This is a genomic window from Bacillus mycoides (assembly GCF_000832605.1).
GTDB lineage: Bacteria > Bacillota > Bacilli > Bacillales > Bacillaceae_G > Bacillus_A > Bacillus_A mycoides.
Map to the genome: position 1 here is coordinate 3,333,374 of NZ_CP009692.1, position 19,115 is coordinate 3,352,488.

Genomic DNA, 19,115 nt, shown 5'->3' on the forward strand with positions numbered 1-19,115 from the left:
GATAACTACCCTTTTCCACTTATCATTTATTTAAAACTGGCTTCCAAATCGATAGTGCAAAAATCCAATTTGGATCGCCGTTCCCTTGATAACTTTGAACCGCTTCATACACTTTTCCCTCATGTACTACTTTATCACCTTTATTGTATGCTTTTCTTGCATCCCATTTTTCATAAGTAGAGCCATCTAGTTTTGTTGCTACAGTTAAAACATCACTTCTACTAGACTCATTTCTAGCTAAATCAACCGCTGTCACTACATATTTGTACGATGTATTTGCCTTTAAATTTTTATCCACAAAGGATGTATTATCCGTTGTCCCAATTTTATTCATAACCCCTGCGTTTTCTCTATATACAACATAATGGTCAACACCTACATTATCTTCAGACGGACTCCACATCAAATCAACAGTTGTCGCTGTTGTACCCATACTATGTAATCCTTTAGGTTGAGTCGGAGCCTCTATATCTGGGATTGCATTTGTTGTCTTAACCTTTAGTTTTTCACTTTCTTTTGATATATTTCCAGCAGAGTCTAATGCCTTTATTGTATAGGTATATTCCGTATTTGCTTTTAGTTTTTTATCAATAAAAGTTGTACCTGGTACCGTATCAATTACTTCTCCATTGCGTAACACTTGATATTCTTTTACACCTATATTATCAGTAGAGGCCTTCCATGTTAGTTCAACACTATTGGCAGAAACTTTAGACGCATTTAATCCAGTTGGTTGACTTGGAGCTACTGTATCGGGAGCTTCATTATTTACTAGATTTACATCAATTACATTATAAAACGCATTTGACGTATCTGCTACATCCCATACAGCTAAAATAACATGATAACCATTGCGATCAGTTGGTACATTAATTGTATGTGTTAAATTATTTGATGCTGCCGAACCGTCATGTTTCACAGTTCCAATTGGTTCTAATTCAGCACGTGTTAATGGTTTATTAGGATCCCATCCCTTTTTGGTAATGTAATAATGCCATTTACTTGTAGAATGTGCCGCTGTGTATTTCCATGTAAATGTATTTGCTCCCCCCTTTATTGTGTTTTTGAACCAGCGATTTGATGTTTGTTGGTCAAGAATCCCTCCAAACAGTCCTCCTGCCGAAGCGATTTTCCCATCAATCGGTCCACCATCTGGGAATCCTTTAGGTGCTTCTAGACTTTGAGGTTCGTACATTACATTTCCACAATTTAAATTTAATGCTCCATAATTCTGACTACATAAAGCAGCACGACTACTCGGCTTTTCAACAAACCCATGTGCATATGCACTTTGAGGAATCATTGTAATTGCCGTCACCCCTGCAGCTAAAACACAAGCACCAATTCCTTTTTTACTTTTTCTTAATCTTTCTAACTTAGATGTTAATTTCAAATTCATACTTGTCCCCCCAATATATTGTTTATGCTAATATAATAGCAATATAGGGATAAACGAACAAATCACCTACTAATATATTAATAGTTCAATAACATAAACACATTTAGTTTATTTATTAACCTGATATGGGGATAAATTAAGCAAATTAATTCTATTTTGTAACATTATGTAGTAAAGAGTTTATAAAAAACCAATAAAGATTCACAAAAAATCCAAATATCGATTACTTAATTTTTTACAACCACACCCCCACACGATAACTACATTATTAAGCAGGTTTCATGATTTATTACATTCTCTCGCCACCTGACAAAATCAGATCAAAAACATATCCCTGCATATTATCGATTAGTTCAACCACATCTGGATTTTTATCGTTGCTCAGCGACCAATTGATTGACACCATTGCGTTTGCTGTATACAACTGAGCTACAAAGTCAATCGGCACACTTACTTCAACCTGCTGCTCTTTCAAATAGGAATAGCAGGCATTATATAAAATGGATTCTAATTCTAAACGTAAATCCGCTGAGGGAACACGTACATGGAGTAAAGTTGCAACCTCTTTTTTTCGCGCTGAGATCTTATCGGTTATCATATTAATAGCTTGAGCCACATTTCCATTCTCTATTAATGCGAAACGAAATTCAATTTCTTCCTTGAACCAGCAGACATAATTTTGCACTAATTTTTCCAAAAGATCATATTTATCTGCAAAATGGCTGTAAAATGTGGACTTACTCACCATAGCATGTATGCAAATATCTTTAGTTGTAATTCGCCCAAACTCTTTTTCGTTCAAGAGGGTAATAAGTGTATTAGAAATATTTTTCTTCGTTTTATAAACGCGAACATCCTCTCCCATTAATAATCAATCTCCTTCCCAAAGTTGCTTATCAAACCATTTATATCCTTATGGTTCGATTTCGTACTTCTTACCCTTTCCTGCTTGTTGTTTCTTTAATATACTTCTCTTATCCTTACCTTGTAGTCAAATATAAGGAGGGATTTTATGTTTAAACAGTATGTAAACAACGAACAGTTCAATTTGCAAATTAACCGTTTTTTCAACGATTTCTATCAAGACGATGAGCGGGCAAATCAGGATTTGCAAGCCATCATCCCAAGACTTACAGACACGGACAGCTGGTATAACACTTGGATAGAATATGCAGCAATGCGGGAGCATCAGAAAGACTTCGATCTGGCTTCGGTTTATTATCAGGCTGCCGAGTTTTATATGGAATCATCCGATCCAAAAAAAGAAAAAGTGTACCAAAAATACCGTGAAACTTTTTATAAGAGCTTTCATGACTTTGAGTATGAAACCTATCAAATTCCTTATGAAGATTCCTATCTTCCTGCAATCAAATTCATGACACCAGGCGCATGTAATACACTACTTTTCTTTGGAGGCTACGATTCCTACATGGAGGAAATGATGAAGATGATGAACTACCTCATAGGAATCAATTATAATATTATAGTTTTTGATGGACCTGGACAAGGAACAGCACTGAAAAACGGCTTAAAATTCATCCACAACTGGGAGAAGCCCGTTTCCACAGTCATTGACTATTTCAAACTTGACCGTGCTAGTATTCTCGGAGCTTCTTGGGGCGGCTACTTGGCAATGCGTGCCGCCGCTTTTGAAAAACGAATCGACAAAGTCATCGCCTTTAATATTTTTTATAGTGGCCTTGATGCACTCAAGATGCGCATGCCGGATAATATCTGGAATAAATTGACCACGCTTCTGGCTACTAATGAAGCTGACAAAATTAATACCATGTTTAAACAAATGATGGCCACCAGCATCGACCTGAACTGGAAAGTTAAAAAAGGTATGGAAAATACAGGTGAAAAAACGCCATTTAACTTACTTAAAAACTTTGAAAAACATACGATGGCAGGAATCGGTCAGTTCATAAATCAAGAAGTATTGCTCCTGGCTGGTGAAGACGATCAGTACGTTCCAATTAGCCGATTACCGCAAATCGAATCGGAGCTATGTAATGCAGCCTCCATCACTTCTGTAGTTTTCACTAAGAAAACTGGTGGTGAACAACATTGTCAGGCTGGTCATCGTCACTTAGCTTTTGATGAAATTAAAAGATTTTTGCGACATAAATTATATTGAGAAATATGAAGCGTTTTAGCACTTTCAAAATTTTTCTTTTATTAGCACATTAGAACATGGTGACATTCTTGCCCTTCTTATAGTGTTCATGGTGACCATCGTGTCACTCCTCAAAAAGACTGATATTATTTTCATAAAAGAAATCCCCCACGTATTTGTGGGGGATTATTCTGCGTTTTACTTATAATGAAATATGTGAAGTTTTGTTTATTTACAAACCTAAAATTCCAACAATCTGACTCGCCTTTAGATTAGTAATATAATAGTACATCTCTAAACCCTTTTTTTCAGCCTTTAGCACCTTCCCCCTCATTTTCGATAAATGTTGGGAAACAGTGGATTGTGGAATTTTTAAAAGCTTCGTCAATTGTGTAACATTACATTTTTTATACTGAATTAACTCGTTTATAATTATTATTACTAAATCTAACAAAAAAATTTGAGTAGCCCCCCTATTAACTGCACTAATTATAACTAGAGCTAGCCCTTTTCTTTAAATTCCTACTTTAACTAGACCATACGGAGTTAGTGATATGAGTTCGAAAATTTTTTCACCTTTTCTAAACAACTTATTATATTATTTTTATCTAATAAGGCACAGAAACAAATTAAAAAACTTTAGTGCTCCTGAAAATCTCTTGAGGAAAAACGTTTTTAGGGTGAAACGTTTTTCAGGGTACTTTTATACTGACTCTTTTCCTTAAAATGTTTCTGTACCTAATATTTAAATTAACTTATGTCAAAATATTTCGCAATACAAGCGCTAAATGCTACATGGATATATAGAAAATGACACTTTTTATGAGCATACCCCATCAAATACTTATATTAAATATAGAAAGTCACCTTAATATTATTAAATTTGTTAAATTAAATAATGAAAATGGAGAATACTAACTTTATAATTGTCACAATTTAATTTATATATCTACTCTTTTATTACTCGTAAAAATCATTTGATAATTCCTTCAATATTAATTTATGAAATGCAGAGACCATCTAAAGCAACAATTTTCTTACATTAGATTGTTTTTCTATTTAATTTATTTTGTCGAAAAAAGTCGATATTTTCATATTTTTTTCATTTAATTATTGTACATTTGCACATTTAGTGTTAGGATTATGCCTATTCAAATTAGATCCTATTGATTCCTCTTTAAGATTTCTTTATTTTATTTGTGAAAATTAGTTACTTTCTAGTAAATTCCCAGCAATAATACAGCAAACTACACTAATAATAATTCTAAAATTATATTTTCATCTCGTAAATTCATAAAAAGGAATTTACGTCAAACTATATTTTCTATCTGTGTATATTCATTCTTTATTCAAACATGATTAATCATAAGTTCTAACTCGTTAATCAAATTTAAATAACAATTTTGATTCTAAAATAAGTTCAAAATCAAAATAAATATATTGTTATTTCAAAATAATGTTGTAAACTATCTTTAGAATGGAAAGATTTATGTAACAGCATGTTAAGGGGTTACAGGGGGAATAAAAATGAGAAATTTTTTCGATGACAAGTATAAAAATATTGAATTAAAAAGGAGACTATTAAATATAATCAGTGAAATTAGTGAATTAAAAGGAAAATTAGCTGCTTATCAGGAACAAAATCCTGATATATTTACTAGCTTAGAAAAAACCATACCACTTCATTACATAAAAAACTTTACTACTACCTATGAAGATATAAAAGTCCCAAATAAAAGATTAAAAGAACTTATTTTAGATGATATAGTACCTCAAAATATTTCGGAAGATGCTATCTTTTGTTTTTATCAAACACTTACTTTTGTACATAAGAATTCCTGTGATTTATTAATCAATCCAGAGACTATACAGGAATTACATTTTCAATTAATACATTACATTACCTCTGACAGTGCCAAATGGCGCGAAAAACCGTTTACTATTCCAGGTATTCCTGAAAACGGAATGCACTTAAATAGTTACCGCATTCTTCCACATGAGCTTATTCCACAAGTAATGGAACAATTATGTGATCAATATAACTCATTAAATTCTAGTAAGGGCCATCATTCACTTTTATTAATAGCTCGTTTTATATTTAATTTTTATTGCATAGTCCCTTTTAATCAGGGTAACGGCAGATTGGCACTTATGTTAATGCAATTGCTATTAATTAAGAGTGGAAATACATTTGTAAAATATGTATGTCTGGATAAATACATTAAGAAAAATGAATCTGAATATTACAATTCGATTTATAAATCTTCGGTAAATTGGTACTGCGAGGAACATAATAGTAGCTTTTGGTTAAAAACGTTTTTAACTATTATATTAGAGGCGTACAAAGATCTTCATAATACAGTTCTAGATTCTATATGTAAGCATACTAAAGTGGAGAGAATTCAGGATTTTATCCTTAAACAAAAACAACCCTTTACTAAGGAGTGTATTCGTAACACATATCCCGACATAGCAGAGAGTACAATCAGTAAGGCTTTGAATTCCTTGCAATTGTTTGGCCATATTAAGCTAGTGACAAAAGGAAGAAATGCTAGTTGGATTAAAGTTTAACTATACTTGTAAAACACTTACAGTTCAAAAAAGAAAATTATAACTTTATCATTTAAATTCATGCCTTTGGACTCTTATTCATTGAATCTCACTTTAATATATTAAGCTATTATTACTAATTTAGTTATTTCTAATTCCTACAAAACACAAAACGCTTTATAGGAATATTTGTCGAAAAAAGTCGCATTTTAATATTTTTTCTTTATTTTCTGGTTGTAAACGTTTCATTTTCGTGTTACCATCTTAATCAAACAATAGATGGTAATAAAAATGAAAATATTTCTTTCCCTTAGAAACATATAAACGTACGGTCATATCAAGAAAATAAGGCCAAAGAAATATTTGATACCTATCCAAATTACCAATAGGAATTTTGCCGCATTAACTTTCTGTTATTTCAGAATAAAACTTCACATTTTGTCCCTAAACAAAATTTGTTAGCGTGCAAAATTCAAATACACTAAAACACCCAAATAAATGAAATGTCCTTTTTTATTGAGCATTGAGGTATGAAAAAATAATTCTTCCTACAAAATTCAGCTGAGTAACATAAAGACATCTAAATTACTACCTTTATCGCCATCTATTGTTGACAACATATTTACCAACTATTAAAAAGAACCTATCAAGGGTTCTTTTTTATTATAATCATTCAAATTTCACTTCTATCTTGATACTTAGATTTCTACACAAATTACATCTACTTTTTTACTCTCAATTATTGAATTTATAATATAGTACTTCAATTTTAGTTATTCTTGATCTCAATCCGTTTAAATTAGTGAATAAAATTCAAACATATAAAAATAATAACTACAACTAATCGTTATATATTAAAGAGGTGTCAATTTTGTCCTTAAATGAAAAGACCCTAGAAACAAAGACAGATAAAACCATTGAAAAAATCCAAACAAGTAACTTAAAAGAACTTAAAAATACATTAGATAACATCTTTGATATTAGTGCAGATTTGATTGAACATCCTTTGCAATTAAAAACAAACACGAATATTTTACTATATTATTTTGAAGGCCTTACAGATGGTGTTGCATTAAAAGGAAATGTTGTTACACCATTATTACAAGAAGTGAATGAAGACAGTCAAATATTTAATTCTAATATTATTGCTACTCATACCAAAATAGTATATACGTGGAATGAAATTAAAGAAGGATTACTTGAGGGACAATGTGTACTGTTTATGGAAGGAGAAAAGAAAGCCCTTCTCATTAATACAAAGGGATGGGCAGAAAGATCAATTCAGGAACCTATTTCAGAAGTTACCATTAAAGGTTCTCATGATGGGTTTATTGAGAATGTCACTAAAAACATAGGTCTGATTCGTCGATATATTCCTTCTACTGAATTGAAAATTAAAAAAATGACAATCGGAGAACGGGCCACTACTTTTGTATATTTACTTTACTTAGGCGATGTAGCTAACGAAGATGTGGTACAGGAAGTGGAGACAAGAATCTGTAAAATTAAAACTGATACAGTATTGAGCGTAGGAGAATTGTCCAACTTTACAAAAGATCAAAATTGGACTCCCTTTCCACAGGCTTATTTAAGTGAACGCCCAGATGCTATTTCTAATCATATTCTTGATGGTAAAGTAGCAGTGTTAATTGATAGATCTCCTGGTGCAATGATCGTTCCAATGAATTTAATTGGATTTTTTCAGACTCCCGATGATTATAATGTACATTGGCTGATTGCATCATCTTTTCGCTTATTACGATTTTTAGGATTTATTATAGCTATATTTTTACCCGCAATATATATTGCAATGGTTTCATTCCACTTTGAAATCATTCCTTTAGATCTATATACTTCTATTGCAACGTCAAGAATTAAAGTCCCTTTCTCGCCTTTACTAGAAGCATTTATTATGGAAATCACATTAGAAATGCTTCGTGAAGCTGGTATTCGTCTACCACAACCAATTGGACAAACCATTGGAATTGTTGGAGGTATTGTAATTGGACAAGCAGCTGTTCAAGCAGGGCTTGTGAGTAATGTTATGGTTATTATCGTGTCTATTACTGCCATTGCATCATTTGTTGTTTCTAATTATGATTTATCAAGTTGTATTCGGCTTATTCGTTTTCCAATGATGTTATTTGCCTACTTTTTTGGAATTGTAGGTATTGTTAGTGGATTAATGCTCTTATTTGCTCATTTTGTTTCACTAACTTCCTATGGTTCACCATATGGATTGCCAATTGCACCATTTCGTCTCCAAGAGTTAAAAGATTCTTTTGTAAGATTTCCAATTTCTATGATCACCACCCGCTCGAGTACAGGACAGCCGAAACAAAGAAAGAAAAAAGAAGGTGGTTCACATGGGGAATCTTAAATTCCAAAACATAACTTCATTCGAATATATTGTTTTCATTCATTCACTGCAACTAGCATCAGGTATGCTAATTATGCCAAGCCCTCTTGCCACTACCGCTGGTACAGACGGCTGGATTTCTATCATTCTGGGATGGATAATTACTTCTATAATTGGCGTAATTATTATATTAATGTTACAAAAAAATCCTAACAAAAATTTCTCTCAGATCTTAAATGCATACTTTGGTAAATGGCTAGGAACAATTTTTCTTCTTTTATATGCCTTTTATCTATTTTTTGCTGGTTTTAATACTTTATTAAAGGCAACTGATATTATAAAAGTGTGGATATTCCCCTCCACTCCTGCTTATCAAATCTCCATATTATTACTATTGCCTTTTATTATTTTAGCCCTGAGTGGGTTAAGGGCTCTTACTAGTTATTCTATGCTTGTTTTCTTCTTCACTACTTGGATGCCACTATTTCTTCTTTTTTCACTAAAGAGTAACTACAATCCTTTACACCTACTACCTATTTTTAAAGATGGCTTATACCCTATTGTAAAGGCAACAAAAGAAACCATTACTCCTTATGCGGGCTTAGAAATTGCATATTTTATTTATCCGTTCTTACAAAAAAAACAAAAAGCCATAAAAGGAATACTAATAGCGAATACTGGAACCATGTTTTTCTATCTATATGTGACTATTCTTTCTTATATATACTTTAGTCCGGAGGGGATAAAAGACGTAATTTGGCCAGTATTTCATCTGTTAAAAGGAGTTCGTTTTTCTTTCATAGAACGATTAGAAATTTTATATATCGCTTACTATTTGATTGTATTTTCCACTACAATATATCCGTATTTATTTTTCAGTTTCGAATCTGTGACCATTTTATTTCAAAAAACCGTTCGCAATTGGGTGCTGGTTGGTTTTATGCTTTTAATAGTCGGCTTATTCGTTTTTCTAAATCCCGATGTGGATCAATATTTATTTATATATTCTCTTATGGATATCTTAAATATCCTTTTCTTTATTCTATTACCAATCTTCTTTTTCGCTTACAGCATTGTTTTTACTTGGTTTACTAGGAGGAAACAGCTTTGATTCGAAAATGGATATGGATTGTAATCTGTTGTGTATGTTTAATTGGTTGTGGTCAGAGAATTCCTCTTGAAAAAGTTTCTTTAATCCTTTTAATCGGCTTAGATAGTACTTCTAATGGAAACATAAAAGTGGGCACAAGCATACCACTCTTTCATCATAAACAGCAAAGCAGTACTGTAGAGCATTGGGTTCAGGCGTCAACCATATATGATGGATTTAGCAAAATGGATACGAAATTAACAGGGTATGTGACATCATCCAAAGCTGAAGTTATTTTAATTGGGGATAAATTAGCACAAGAAGAAAATTGGATACAGGCGCTCGATTCATCTTACCGTGATCCTTACGCTACCATTAATGCTAAAGTAGTGCTTGTTGATGGACCGGCAGAAGATATGTTTAAAGTTAATAGGCCTGATAAGCCATCACTTCCATCTTATATAAATGGTGTAATCGAGTCTTCAATTCAAAATAATCAATCCGTCTCTTCTACAATTCAACAATTAATGAGAGAAAAAAATGAACAGGGAATGACGCAAACTGTTCCCATTATCAAGAAAACAAATAATGAAATTGATACGGTAGGAATTGCATTTTTAAATCATCAAGGAAAGTACTTAACGAAGATTCCTAAAACCGATGTGAAGTTTTTCAACCTTATTAATAAGTCAAAAAATACAGGTCGGATGATACTACACCTTGTTCTTTCTCCAAAAAAATCTGATAAAAAGCCAAATGCGTCTGTTTTCGTACAAAATGCAAAGAGAAAAATTAGTGTTGATTTCCAAAAAGGTAAATTTATTTTTAATATAGATGTAAGTATGGATGTATCCTTAATTGAAAAAACCAACGGAAACTTAACTAAAACTCGTTTACATGGTAATAAGAATATAGGTAGATTGGAACATGAAATCCAGGAAGAGTTCAATAAAAAATTACAAGGCATGTTACAGGATATGCAGAGAAATAAAATTGATCCAATTGGTTTATCATTACACGCTAGAGCTTTTCAATATAAAGAATGGAAAAAGGTAAAAGAAGATTGGTTGCGCGCTTTTTCAAAAGCTAAAATACGTGTGAATACACACGTTAAAATAAAAGATACAGGAACAATTAGAAATTAAACTATCTAGATTATTTTTAGCCAAGAAACCTTCCCCCTCAATTTGTGTGAAGGTGCATAGCACCAATAAGTTAAGTGGAAGATGAATTCACCTTTCTTGTAGGGAAACATGTGTTTCTAGGGTATATATGGTTCTGGTGCAAAGTTTCTCAAGAGATAAACAGAGGCATGAATATATGAGGAAATATTATGAGGCTACTAGTAATTCCTGTAATTCATGATATACCGAAAAGGCGAAGTCTCCAAAGAGACTCCGCCTTTTCAACGTACAATGAACTTCAACAAAATGTTTTAGTTTTAACGAATTCCCCGAAATAATTCTCCTTCCTCAAGCGTGTGAAGGGCGTAGCCCAACGGTAGGTGGGAGAGGAATTTCGGTTTGGCATAGCCAAAAGCTTTTGATAAACTAGCTATATGAAGTTCTTTGATAACTTGATATATGAGGTTGCAGGAAGAAGATAGAGTGCGAAAACCAAGCCATTCGGTTCCTGCGTAAAATATCAACCGTACCAAAAGAGCGTCCAAGCGTTGGACATCTAGGGATGGAACACCCCGAAGTAACGCTCAGGGAGACGAAAGGTTGCTTTCATCGTGGAACTGAGAAGCTCCCACTTCAAGCTTTGCTAAGTGGCGAGTAGTTCACAGCCATCGATTAAACTTCCTGATGTATATTTTCTTTATAATTTCAGTAACTAGAGCATATATTGTTAAAATTCCAAATAACCACGGGAAATAATACAACGGAAGTGGAGTTAAGCCAATTTGGGTACTTAACCTGGTAAATGGAAGGGAAATCCCTATAATCATAACTAAACCTGTAAGTATCAAAACAGGTCTAGCAGCCGTACTTTGTAGAAAAGGAATATGTTGAGTACGAATCATATGCACAATTAATAATTGTGTTAGTAACCCTACTACGAACCAACCCGTTTGAAATAAGGATTGCATTTCAGGAATATTTGCACCAAATATATTCCACATTACGATAAAAATGATTATATCAAAAACGCTACTTACCGGCCCAATAAAAATAATAAAACGAAATAAATCTTTTGTATCCCAACTTCTTGGTTTTACTAAAAATTCATTGTCTACTTTATCCCACGGAATTGAAAGTTGGGATAGATTATATAGTAAGTTTTGACATAATATTTGAATTGGTAGCATTGGAAGAAAAGGAAGAAATGCACTAGCAATTAATAAACTTAATACATTTCCAAAATTTGAACTTGCTGTCATCTTAATATACTTCAGTATATTTCCAAACGTTGTCCGCCCTTCCACAATAGCATCTTCTAATACATGTAAATTCTTTTCTATAAGTATAATATCTGAACACTCTTTAACGATATCATCTGCTGTATGGATAGATACACCAACGTCAGACTGTTTTAAAGCAAACACATCGTTAATTCCATCCCCCATAAATCCAACTGTATGGCCATTCATTTGAAGTGCCTTAATAATACGAAATTTTTGACTAGGATTTAATTTTGCGAACACACTTGTTTTACTTGCAAGTTTTACTAATGCTTTATCAGGAAGACTATCAATTTCATAACCCAGTACTGGTTCTCCTATATACAAGCCCATTTTCCTACATACATTTCTTGTCACGGACTCATTATCACCAGTTAAAATTTTCACTTGTACCCCTTTCTTTTGTAGAGTATGAAGTGCAGCCATAGCCGATTGTTTGGGTGGATTTGAAAAACCAACATATCCAACAAGTATCATATCTGATTCATCATCAATAGAGTAACTCCCCACTTTATCACTCTTTAACTGCTTATATGCAACTGCAACAACACGCATCCCCCGTTCCTGCCAGAGTTCAATTAAGTGTTTATTTTTACGTTGGATTTCATCTGTAATAGGAATTATCTTATTATTTTCTTTTATATAACTACAAATTGATATAACTTCTCTAACAGCACCTTTACATAGCATTATTCGTTCGTTAGCATTTGTTTCTACAACAACTGAAACTCGTCTTCGATTAAAATCAAATGGGCATTCATCTATTTTTGAGTATTGAGATATATCATATTCACTACTATCTCTTACATAACGCATAACCGATAGATCAATTTCATTTTTATATGCTGTATGAAAGTAGCCATTTAAATACGCTAATTTCAAAACCTCATCCGACTTCTCTCCATTAGTATCTGTATGGCATACCAGGTCCATTTTATCTTCTGTCAATGTGCCTGTTTTATCGGTACAGAGAATATCCATAGCTCCAAGATTATGGATAGAAGATAGTTGTTTTACAAGTACCTTCTTTTTACTCATATTAATAGAACCTTTAGCCAAATTAGCGGTCACAATCATTGGAAGCATCTCTGGAGTAAGTCCAATCGCTACAGCTAAAGCGAATAAAAATGCCTCATACCAATTCCCATTTATAAATCCATGTATTATCATAACAATAGGTGTCATGATAATCATAAATTTAATTAATAGCCAGCTAACTTTGCTTACCCCTTTATCGAATCTAGAATCAGATTTCTTGTTCAGTTTAAACTGATTCTTTGCTATTGAACCAAAGTAAGTGTCTGTTCCAGTACCCACAACTATTGCTTTTGCGGTACCACTTATAATATGAGTTCCCATAAAACAGAGATTTTCCAATTCGATCAAATTTTGGATTTTTCTAATTTTACGTTTTTTGTACATATGGAAATACTGATTTGTTTTAACAATGGGTAATGCTTCCCCTGTTAGTGATGATTGATTTACAAGTAAATTTTCCGATGAGATGATTCGTACATCTGCAGGTACAATATTCCCGGCAGATAATTCTATAATATCCCCTGGTACAAGATTCTCAAGAGCAACTTGTACCTTTCCACTTTCTTCTAATACCGCCCTCTTATTTTCCTTATATAAAACATCTCCCCCCCTGAGAGCAGTTACCTTTCCATATACAAGATTTTTTAATTTTTCTATAGACTTCTGAGAACGAATTTCTTGTATGAACCGAATTAACACACTTACAGCCACCATAATCCCTACAATAATAGTACCCTTTATATCATTAGTAAGAAAAGATAACATCCCTAATATGATTAGAAGAGAAATAAACGGACTTCTAAAAGAATTAAATAATGTTATATACCATTTTATTCTTTTTTGATAAATCACTTTATTTTCCCCATATACTTCAAGCCGCTTAGTAGCTTCTTCCTGAGAAAGTCCATGAGACGATGTTTTAAAAAAAGCTAACGTCGACTCAACATCACTTTTTGCAATTTCACTTAGCATTTTATAATTTTTTCCTAGTACTTCCTGATTATAAAAAGATTTTTTTTTATTAGATCGCAACAACTTAACCTCCTACCCATTAAATAAAATCCCCCTGTTTTTTCAAAATATAATTTTAAAGCTATATTTTTATAATCACCCTGAATTTTTAATCAAATTTAGAAGTGCAATCGCACTTAAATAGTATTATTCTCACCGTAAAAAGTAATTTTTATTTATAGGTTTCCTCTTATTAGCAGCAAAAATTTTGAATATAATGTGGTCTGTCGCAAGTATAATAGTGTAGATGCTTTATTTATTATTTTTGAAGTTAGTTTTAACTATATAATGGATTATGAAGGCCCATAAAAATCCTAAAACAGCTCCTATTAATACATCCAGCGGATAATGTACTCCTACCCAGACCCTTGAAAAAGCAATTAAAAAAGCTAACAATAAAAATGCTTTCCCTAAACGTTTTTCATATAAGCATAAAGTTATAGCTATTGCGAAGGCACTTGTAGCATGATCACTAGGAAAAGAGGCATTAGCGCTATGCTCAACAAGTTGTTTTATATTCAACTGAGAAACAAATGGTCGTTCTCTATAAAAAAACAATCCAATAATTCTATTCAACACAAAAGCAAAACAGCATGCTATAATAGCTTGAATTACACAGGTTCTATTTTTATATTTAACCAAAGAATCATAAATAATAGTATGAACATATACTGAGCATATTCAGCAAAAAAGATCATTAAATAATCGATGTATACATTTCCTTTCACATGCTCATTTATATACCGAAATCCATTATAATCTAGATTGTTTATTAAATTTAACATTTCTCCTCCATAAGCAAATATATTATCTTTTTTATTGAAAATTGAGATATTTATTAAAAGTCCCATTACTATTAAATTAGCCATTAAAGAACTTCCGCCATAACCAATAAATGGAAGGTGGGGTGCCTGTAAGAGAGAACATTCCCGTGACACCTCCTAAATTAACAATAGATTGAAGACCTATCATACTCCCGATTCCTATTGATATTAGACCTCCAAATTGACTTTTACACTCTTGAGCAATCTTAAAAGAGCGAAGTACTATAGTTAATAAACCAGTTAATATGATTAGTACCCCTATAATTCCAAGCTCCTCAGATACAATTGACATAATAAAATCAGTATGAGGCTCAGGTAAAAAACCTTCCTGTTGAATACTATTTCCATACCCACGTCCACTAACTACACCAGATCCTATGGCAATAAATGAATTTACAAGTTGGTAACCATCCCCTTTTGCATCAAGAAATGGATTGAACACCGTTGTAATACGTGCCATTTGAACATCAGATAAACCAAACCTAAAAAGAAAGTATAAAGTCGGTACCCAAACAATTGAAGTAACAGTTATCCATTTCATTAAAATAGAAATGTTTATTCCAAAACATATAAACATACTTACCCCTATTCCTGAAATTAATAATGCAGATCCTAGATTGGGTTGTTTGTATATCAAAAAGAACGTAAACATTAAAAACAAAATAACTTTACCACTGCCTTACCAATATGATTTTTGCACCTCTTGACGCTTTGAAAAAAAAACTGCTAGTACAATAATCACACCCAGTTTAATAAATTCTGCAGGCTGTATTCCAAATATCCAAGATTGTGCATTATTAACAACTTTCCCTTTCCATAAAACTAAAAATAGTAATACAATACTTACAATTACAATACACACGGAAACGATGCGTTTTTTCCATATATGTAAAGGTAGTCCTATACAAATTATTAACCCTATTACTCCTAAAAAAGTTTATTTAATTGAGAGCGAAAAAAGAAATCACCACTATAACCATAATTTTTTACTGCAACAATTGAGCTAGCACTATACATCATCAAAATTCCAAATATAATTGTAACGATAAGCGAAAACACCAACGGATAATCCAGTAACTTGAATATTTTTTTCATTTCTATTCTCTCTTTCTCCATGCTTCCAAGAATCTTGTCTACAAACTTTACGGGAACGAAACTAGGTATAAAAACTTAGTATAAATTTTTTATAAGCCTAATAACATTTTTGCAATGGTAAAGTACAGAATTAACCCCGTCCCATCGACTAATGTCGTAATGAACGGACCTGAAATAACAGCTGGATCCAACTTTAACTTATTTAGAATCAAGGGTAATACAGATGAAACAATAGACGACCAAATAACAATGAATAATCCAGTTATAGCTACAACTTGTGCGACTTCTGTACCTACGCCTAAAGTGTACGCACGAATTAATGCCGCCACGGCTAATGTAAGCCCAAGTAAAATACCTACTAATGCTTCTTTTTTCATAACACGAAATATATCTTTAAATTTCACCTCATTTAGAGCTACAGCACGAACCAATGTAGTTACGACCTGTGTACCTGTATTTCCACCAGTTCCAATTAACAATGGAATAAAGAAAGCCAGTGCTACTACATGAGTCAAAGTTTCTTCATAATGTCGAAGTACAGAACCAGTATATGCTTCCGCTACAAACAGAAGTAATAACCAACCTATACGTTTACGGTATATTTGCCAAATAGAGGTTTCGAAATATGGCTTATCTAATGGGGTGCTCCCTCCTAATTTTTGAATATCTTCAGTTGCTTCTTCTTCGAAAACATCCATTGCATCATCAAAGGTTATGATACCTATCATCCGATTATCCATCGTTGTTACAGGTATAGCAGATAAATCATAATCCATTAGCTTTTGTACAGCTTCCTGTTGGTCTAGATCCACTGAAACTGAAATGACATCTGATGCCATTATTGATGATAAAGTCTTATCATCTGAAGCTAGCAATAATTCACGAATAGAAACAATTCCATTAAGCTGACCACGCGTATCAAGAACATAAATATACGAAATTGATTCTACCCCTGCCCCAATTTTTCTAATATGCGACAGCGTATCTTTCACTTTCCAATTTTCCCTGGCGGCAATATAGTCAATTGTCATCAGACTGCCCGCTGTTCCAGATTGAAAAACCAGCAGACTTCTAATTCTTTGTTGAGATTCTTCAGACATAAGTTGTATCAGCTTTTTAGCCTGAAGTGCATGAATTGAAAGAATTACATCAACAAGGTCATCGATAGATTGCCTTGCTAATAGCTCTTCACCTTTATCCAAAGGCAAATTGGTACAAATATTATATTGCTCCTCTGGAGTAAGGTAACTAAGAATTTTCGCACCTTTTTCAGTAGGAAAATATTTCATTAAAGATATCTGATCTTTATGATGAAAATCTTTCATTTCCATTGCAATATCATAGGATTGATTTTTTATAAGCTCTCGCACTAAGTGTATGTCTTGTGTCTTTAATAATTGTTGCAAACATTTTTTCATCGTAATTCCTCCTTAAGGACAATGGCACTTGTTATCATTTTCCCACTTCTGGGAAAACAAATTTCTTAATAAATATGGGATCAATATCATCAATCATTAGTTTTCCCCCCTTTTATAAGAGATTTATTACAAATAAAATTTTGCATATAAAAAACCTCCCCTAGTGATTCAACTAAAGGAGGTTGATTTAAAAAAGACATAGCTAAATAAAGCTCATTCCCCCTAGTTGAGTTTTGGCACTATACAACGTAAAGGATGAATCTTTCATCACTTAGCTATCTTAAGAAGAGCCTTAATCCGACAATTCCTGTTCTACCCATTGGCATCTTTCGATATTTTTGGGCAATAGCCTGTGTTTGTATAGGAGCCTCACCTAACAGGTTATAAATATTTTAAATTTTTTATTCGTTTCGTGTTAAAGCATATCCACTATTTTTGAGCTTGTCAAGTAATAATAAAACTTATTTCTTCATTTTTTGATATCATACCATTCCCAACTCATAGATATAAACAGCTGTATACTGATTTATATTTATACAACGAACTTTACAATTTATGCGCTAAATTTTCTAAACTATAAACTATTAAATTAATTTTTTTTATTATTACACGTGTCCTGACGCTTTATAATTGAAGAATGGTGTAAAAATAAAATATTTAACGTATTATCCGAAAGAATGCTCCTTCCTCAAGCGTGTGAAGGGCGCTAGCCCAACGGTAGGTCGGAGATGAATGATTGCTTTCTTCGTGGAACTGAGAAGCTTCCACTTCAAGCATTGCTAAATGGCGAGTGGTTCACTGTATTTTATTTCAAACAAGATTTATACAAATGAAATGATTTATAGATTTCCTTATATAAATCTCTCGAAATATTTGAAATTTAAATATAAAAAAGTAGAAAGCATTCTTGCTAACAAAAATGCTTTCTGTTTTACACGATTTTTCTAGTATTTATTTATTTTTATTAAAAAAGATATAACTAGGGTCATAAAATAACCATTGATTATCACCAATACTTAACCATCCATTTTGTTCCTTATATACAGAATATGATTCATTTTTATTTAGTTTACGAATTACTTCATAAGTCGTCCCAGGTCCCTTGCGCAGATTTACACCAGAACCAGTTATGGTAACAACACCTATTGAATTATTGTTATCATTATTTAATACATGTAGCATTCTATTCAGAAAGGCAGCAGCTTCTCCACGAGTGGCTGTACCTTTGGGCATAAATTCGTTTTTTTCATTTCCTTTTACAATCCCTAGTCCATAAACACGTTGTACAGCCTGTTTATCATACGCTAAGTTCTGATCAGTAAAAGGCAAGTCTACTAGCTTTCCAATAATATTTTTATACTGTAACGCTCGATCAATCATAATGACCACTTCATCACGCTTAATTGTGTCATTTGGAGCAAAAATATTATCTCCCCTACCACTAATGATTCCAGCTGCTGCTGCACGATTAATCCCATCTATTAATGAGGGGTGTGCCGTATTAAGATCAGTAAATTTTGAAGTGCCCTCAGGCAACTTTAAGGCTCTAGTAATAAATGTTGCAAATTCTGCTCGAGTAACAAGACGATCCGGCCAATATGAACCTTGTCCATCTCCTACCATAATCCCTTGCGATGCTAATTCACGAATATCTTTTTCATACCAACCACCGGTAATATCATCTTTATTGTTAGCGTTATAATAGTTTTTTGTACCAACTAAGAAATCATTCCAAGCATCTCTTTTAATCATTTTTGATGGACAAATTTTCCCGCTCCAATTTTGATGTTTAACCACATGATATTCAT

Annotated in this window: 10 protein-coding genes, 3 pseudogenes and 1 riboswitch; of the genes and pseudogenes, 5 read left to right on the forward strand and 8 right to left on the reverse strand. The window is 32.7% G+C overall.

The window, feature by feature from the left end:
• Positions 1–22: 22 nt before the first annotated feature.
• Together BG05_RS19070 and BG05_RS19075 are read right to left on the reverse strand one after the other, a co-directional pair.
• Positions 23–1,399, reverse strand: a complete 1,377-nt coding sequence (locus BG05_RS19070) for a lytic polysaccharide monooxygenase (protein ID WP_002168344.1) — start codon at positions 1,397–1,399, stop codon at positions 23–25.
• A gap of 289 nt (positions 1,400–1,688) precedes the next feature.
• Positions 1,689–2,264 (reverse strand): TetR/AcrR family transcriptional regulator, encoded by a 576-nt coding sequence (locus tag BG05_RS19075; protein ID WP_002085457.1) that lies wholly within the window; start codon positions 2,262–2,264, stop codon positions 1,689–1,691.
• 147 nt (positions 2,265–2,411) lie between these two features.
• Between BG05_RS19075 and BG05_RS19080 the strand changes: the two genes are divergently transcribed.
• Positions 2,412–3,539, forward strand: coding sequence for an alpha/beta fold hydrolase (locus tag BG05_RS19080; RefSeq protein ID WP_003189347.1), 1,128 nt, complete (start codon positions 2,412–2,414; stop codon positions 3,537–3,539).
• 211 nt (positions 3,540–3,750) lie between these two features.
• Here BG05_RS19080 and BG05_RS19085 read toward each other — a convergent pair whose 3' ends face one another.
• Positions 3,751–3,978 carry a helix-turn-helix domain-containing protein gene (locus tag BG05_RS19085; RefSeq protein ID WP_373688956.1) on the reverse strand — a complete coding sequence of 76 codons (228 nt, stop codon included), beginning with the start codon at positions 3,976–3,978 and terminating at the stop codon, positions 3,751–3,753.
• A 1,067-nt stretch (positions 3,979–5,045) separates the two neighbouring features.
• Here BG05_RS19085 and BG05_RS19090 point away from each other — a divergent pair.
• The 4 genes from BG05_RS19090 (at position 5,046) to BG05_RS19105 (ending at position 10,662) form a co-directional block, all read left to right on the forward strand.
• A complete protein-coding gene (locus BG05_RS19090; protein ID WP_002016992.1) occupies positions 5,046–6,089 on the forward strand; it encodes a Fic family protein in 1,044 nt (347 codons plus the stop codon).
• A gap of 850 nt (positions 6,090–6,939) precedes the next feature.
• Positions 6,940–8,448 carry a spore germination protein gene (locus tag BG05_RS19095; protein WP_002185801.1) on the forward strand — a complete coding sequence of 503 codons (1,509 nt, stop codon included), beginning with the start codon at positions 6,940–6,942 and terminating at the stop codon, positions 8,446–8,448.
• The gene (locus tag BG05_RS19100; RefSeq protein WP_016127001.1) at positions 8,435–9,538 is read left to right on the forward strand and encodes a GerAB/ArcD/ProY family transporter; all 1,104 of its coding nucleotides are present in this window, start codon (positions 8,435–8,437) and stop codon (positions 9,536–9,538) included. Before BG05_RS19095 ends, BG05_RS19100 begins: the two co-directional genes overlap by 14 nt.
• Complete coding sequence (locus tag BG05_RS19105; RefSeq protein WP_016127000.1) at positions 9,535–10,662, forward strand: Ger(x)C family spore germination protein; 1,128 nt, start codon at positions 9,535–9,537, stop codon at positions 10,660–10,662. Before BG05_RS19100 ends, BG05_RS19105 begins: the two co-directional genes overlap by 4 nt.
• Before the next feature lie 638 nt (positions 10,663–11,300).
• Here the strand turns inward: BG05_RS19105 and mgtA are convergent.
• From mgtA to BG05_RS19135, 5 genes and pseudogenes are all read right to left on the reverse strand, one after another.
• The gene (gene mgtA, locus BG05_RS19110) at positions 11,301–13,994 is read right to left on the reverse strand and encodes a magnesium-translocating P-type ATPase (protein ID WP_033733986.1); all 2,694 of its coding nucleotides are present in this window, start codon (positions 13,992–13,994) and stop codon (positions 11,301–11,303) included.
• A 228-nt stretch (positions 13,995–14,222) separates the two neighbouring features.
• A pseudogene (locus tag BG05_RS19115) lies at positions 14,223–14,755 on the reverse strand (undecaprenyl-diphosphatase).
• Positions 14,756–14,785: 30 nt separating this feature from the next.
• Positions 14,786–15,889 (reverse strand): annotated as a pseudogene (locus BG05_RS19120) (FtsW/RodA/SpoVE family cell cycle protein); the annotation flags it as partial.
• 89 nt (positions 15,890–15,978) lie between these two features.
• Entirely contained in the window at positions 15,979–17,307 is a 1,329-nt protein-coding gene (gene mgtE, locus BG05_RS19130; RefSeq protein WP_002185814.1) for a magnesium transporter, read from the reverse strand.
• Between the two features lie 211 nt (positions 17,308–17,518).
• Positions 17,519–17,695, reverse strand: a riboswitch (M-box (ykoK) riboswitch).
• Positions 17,696–18,258: 563 nt separating this feature from the next.
• Positions 18,259–19,107: pseudogene (locus BG05_RS19135) on the reverse strand (S-layer homology domain-containing protein); the annotation flags it as partial.
• Positions 19,108–19,115: the final 8 nt, after the last annotated feature.

Bases quoted from the DNA above. Each gene is read 5' to 3' on its own strand.
- BG05_RS19070 (WP_002168344.1), bottom strand. From the start codon at position 1,399: ATGAATTTGAAATTAACATCTAAGTTAGAAAGATTAAGAAAAAGTAAA.
- BG05_RS19075 (WP_002085457.1), bottom strand. From the start codon at position 2,264: ATGGGAGAGGATGTTCGCGTTTATAAAACGAAGAAAAATATTTCTAAT.
- BG05_RS19080 (WP_003189347.1), top strand. From the start codon at position 2,412: ATGTTTAAACAGTATGTAAACAACGAACAGTTCAATTTGCAAATTAAC.
- BG05_RS19090 (WP_002016992.1), top strand. From the start codon at position 5,046: ATGAGAAATTTTTTCGATGACAAGTATAAAAATATTGAATTAAAAAGG.
- BG05_RS19100 (WP_016127001.1), top strand. From the start codon at position 8,435: ATGGGGAATCTTAAATTCCAAAACATAACTTCATTCGAATATATTGTT.
- mgtE (WP_002185814.1), bottom strand. From the start codon at position 17,307: ATGAAAAAATGTTTGCAACAATTATTAAAGACACAAGACATACACTTA.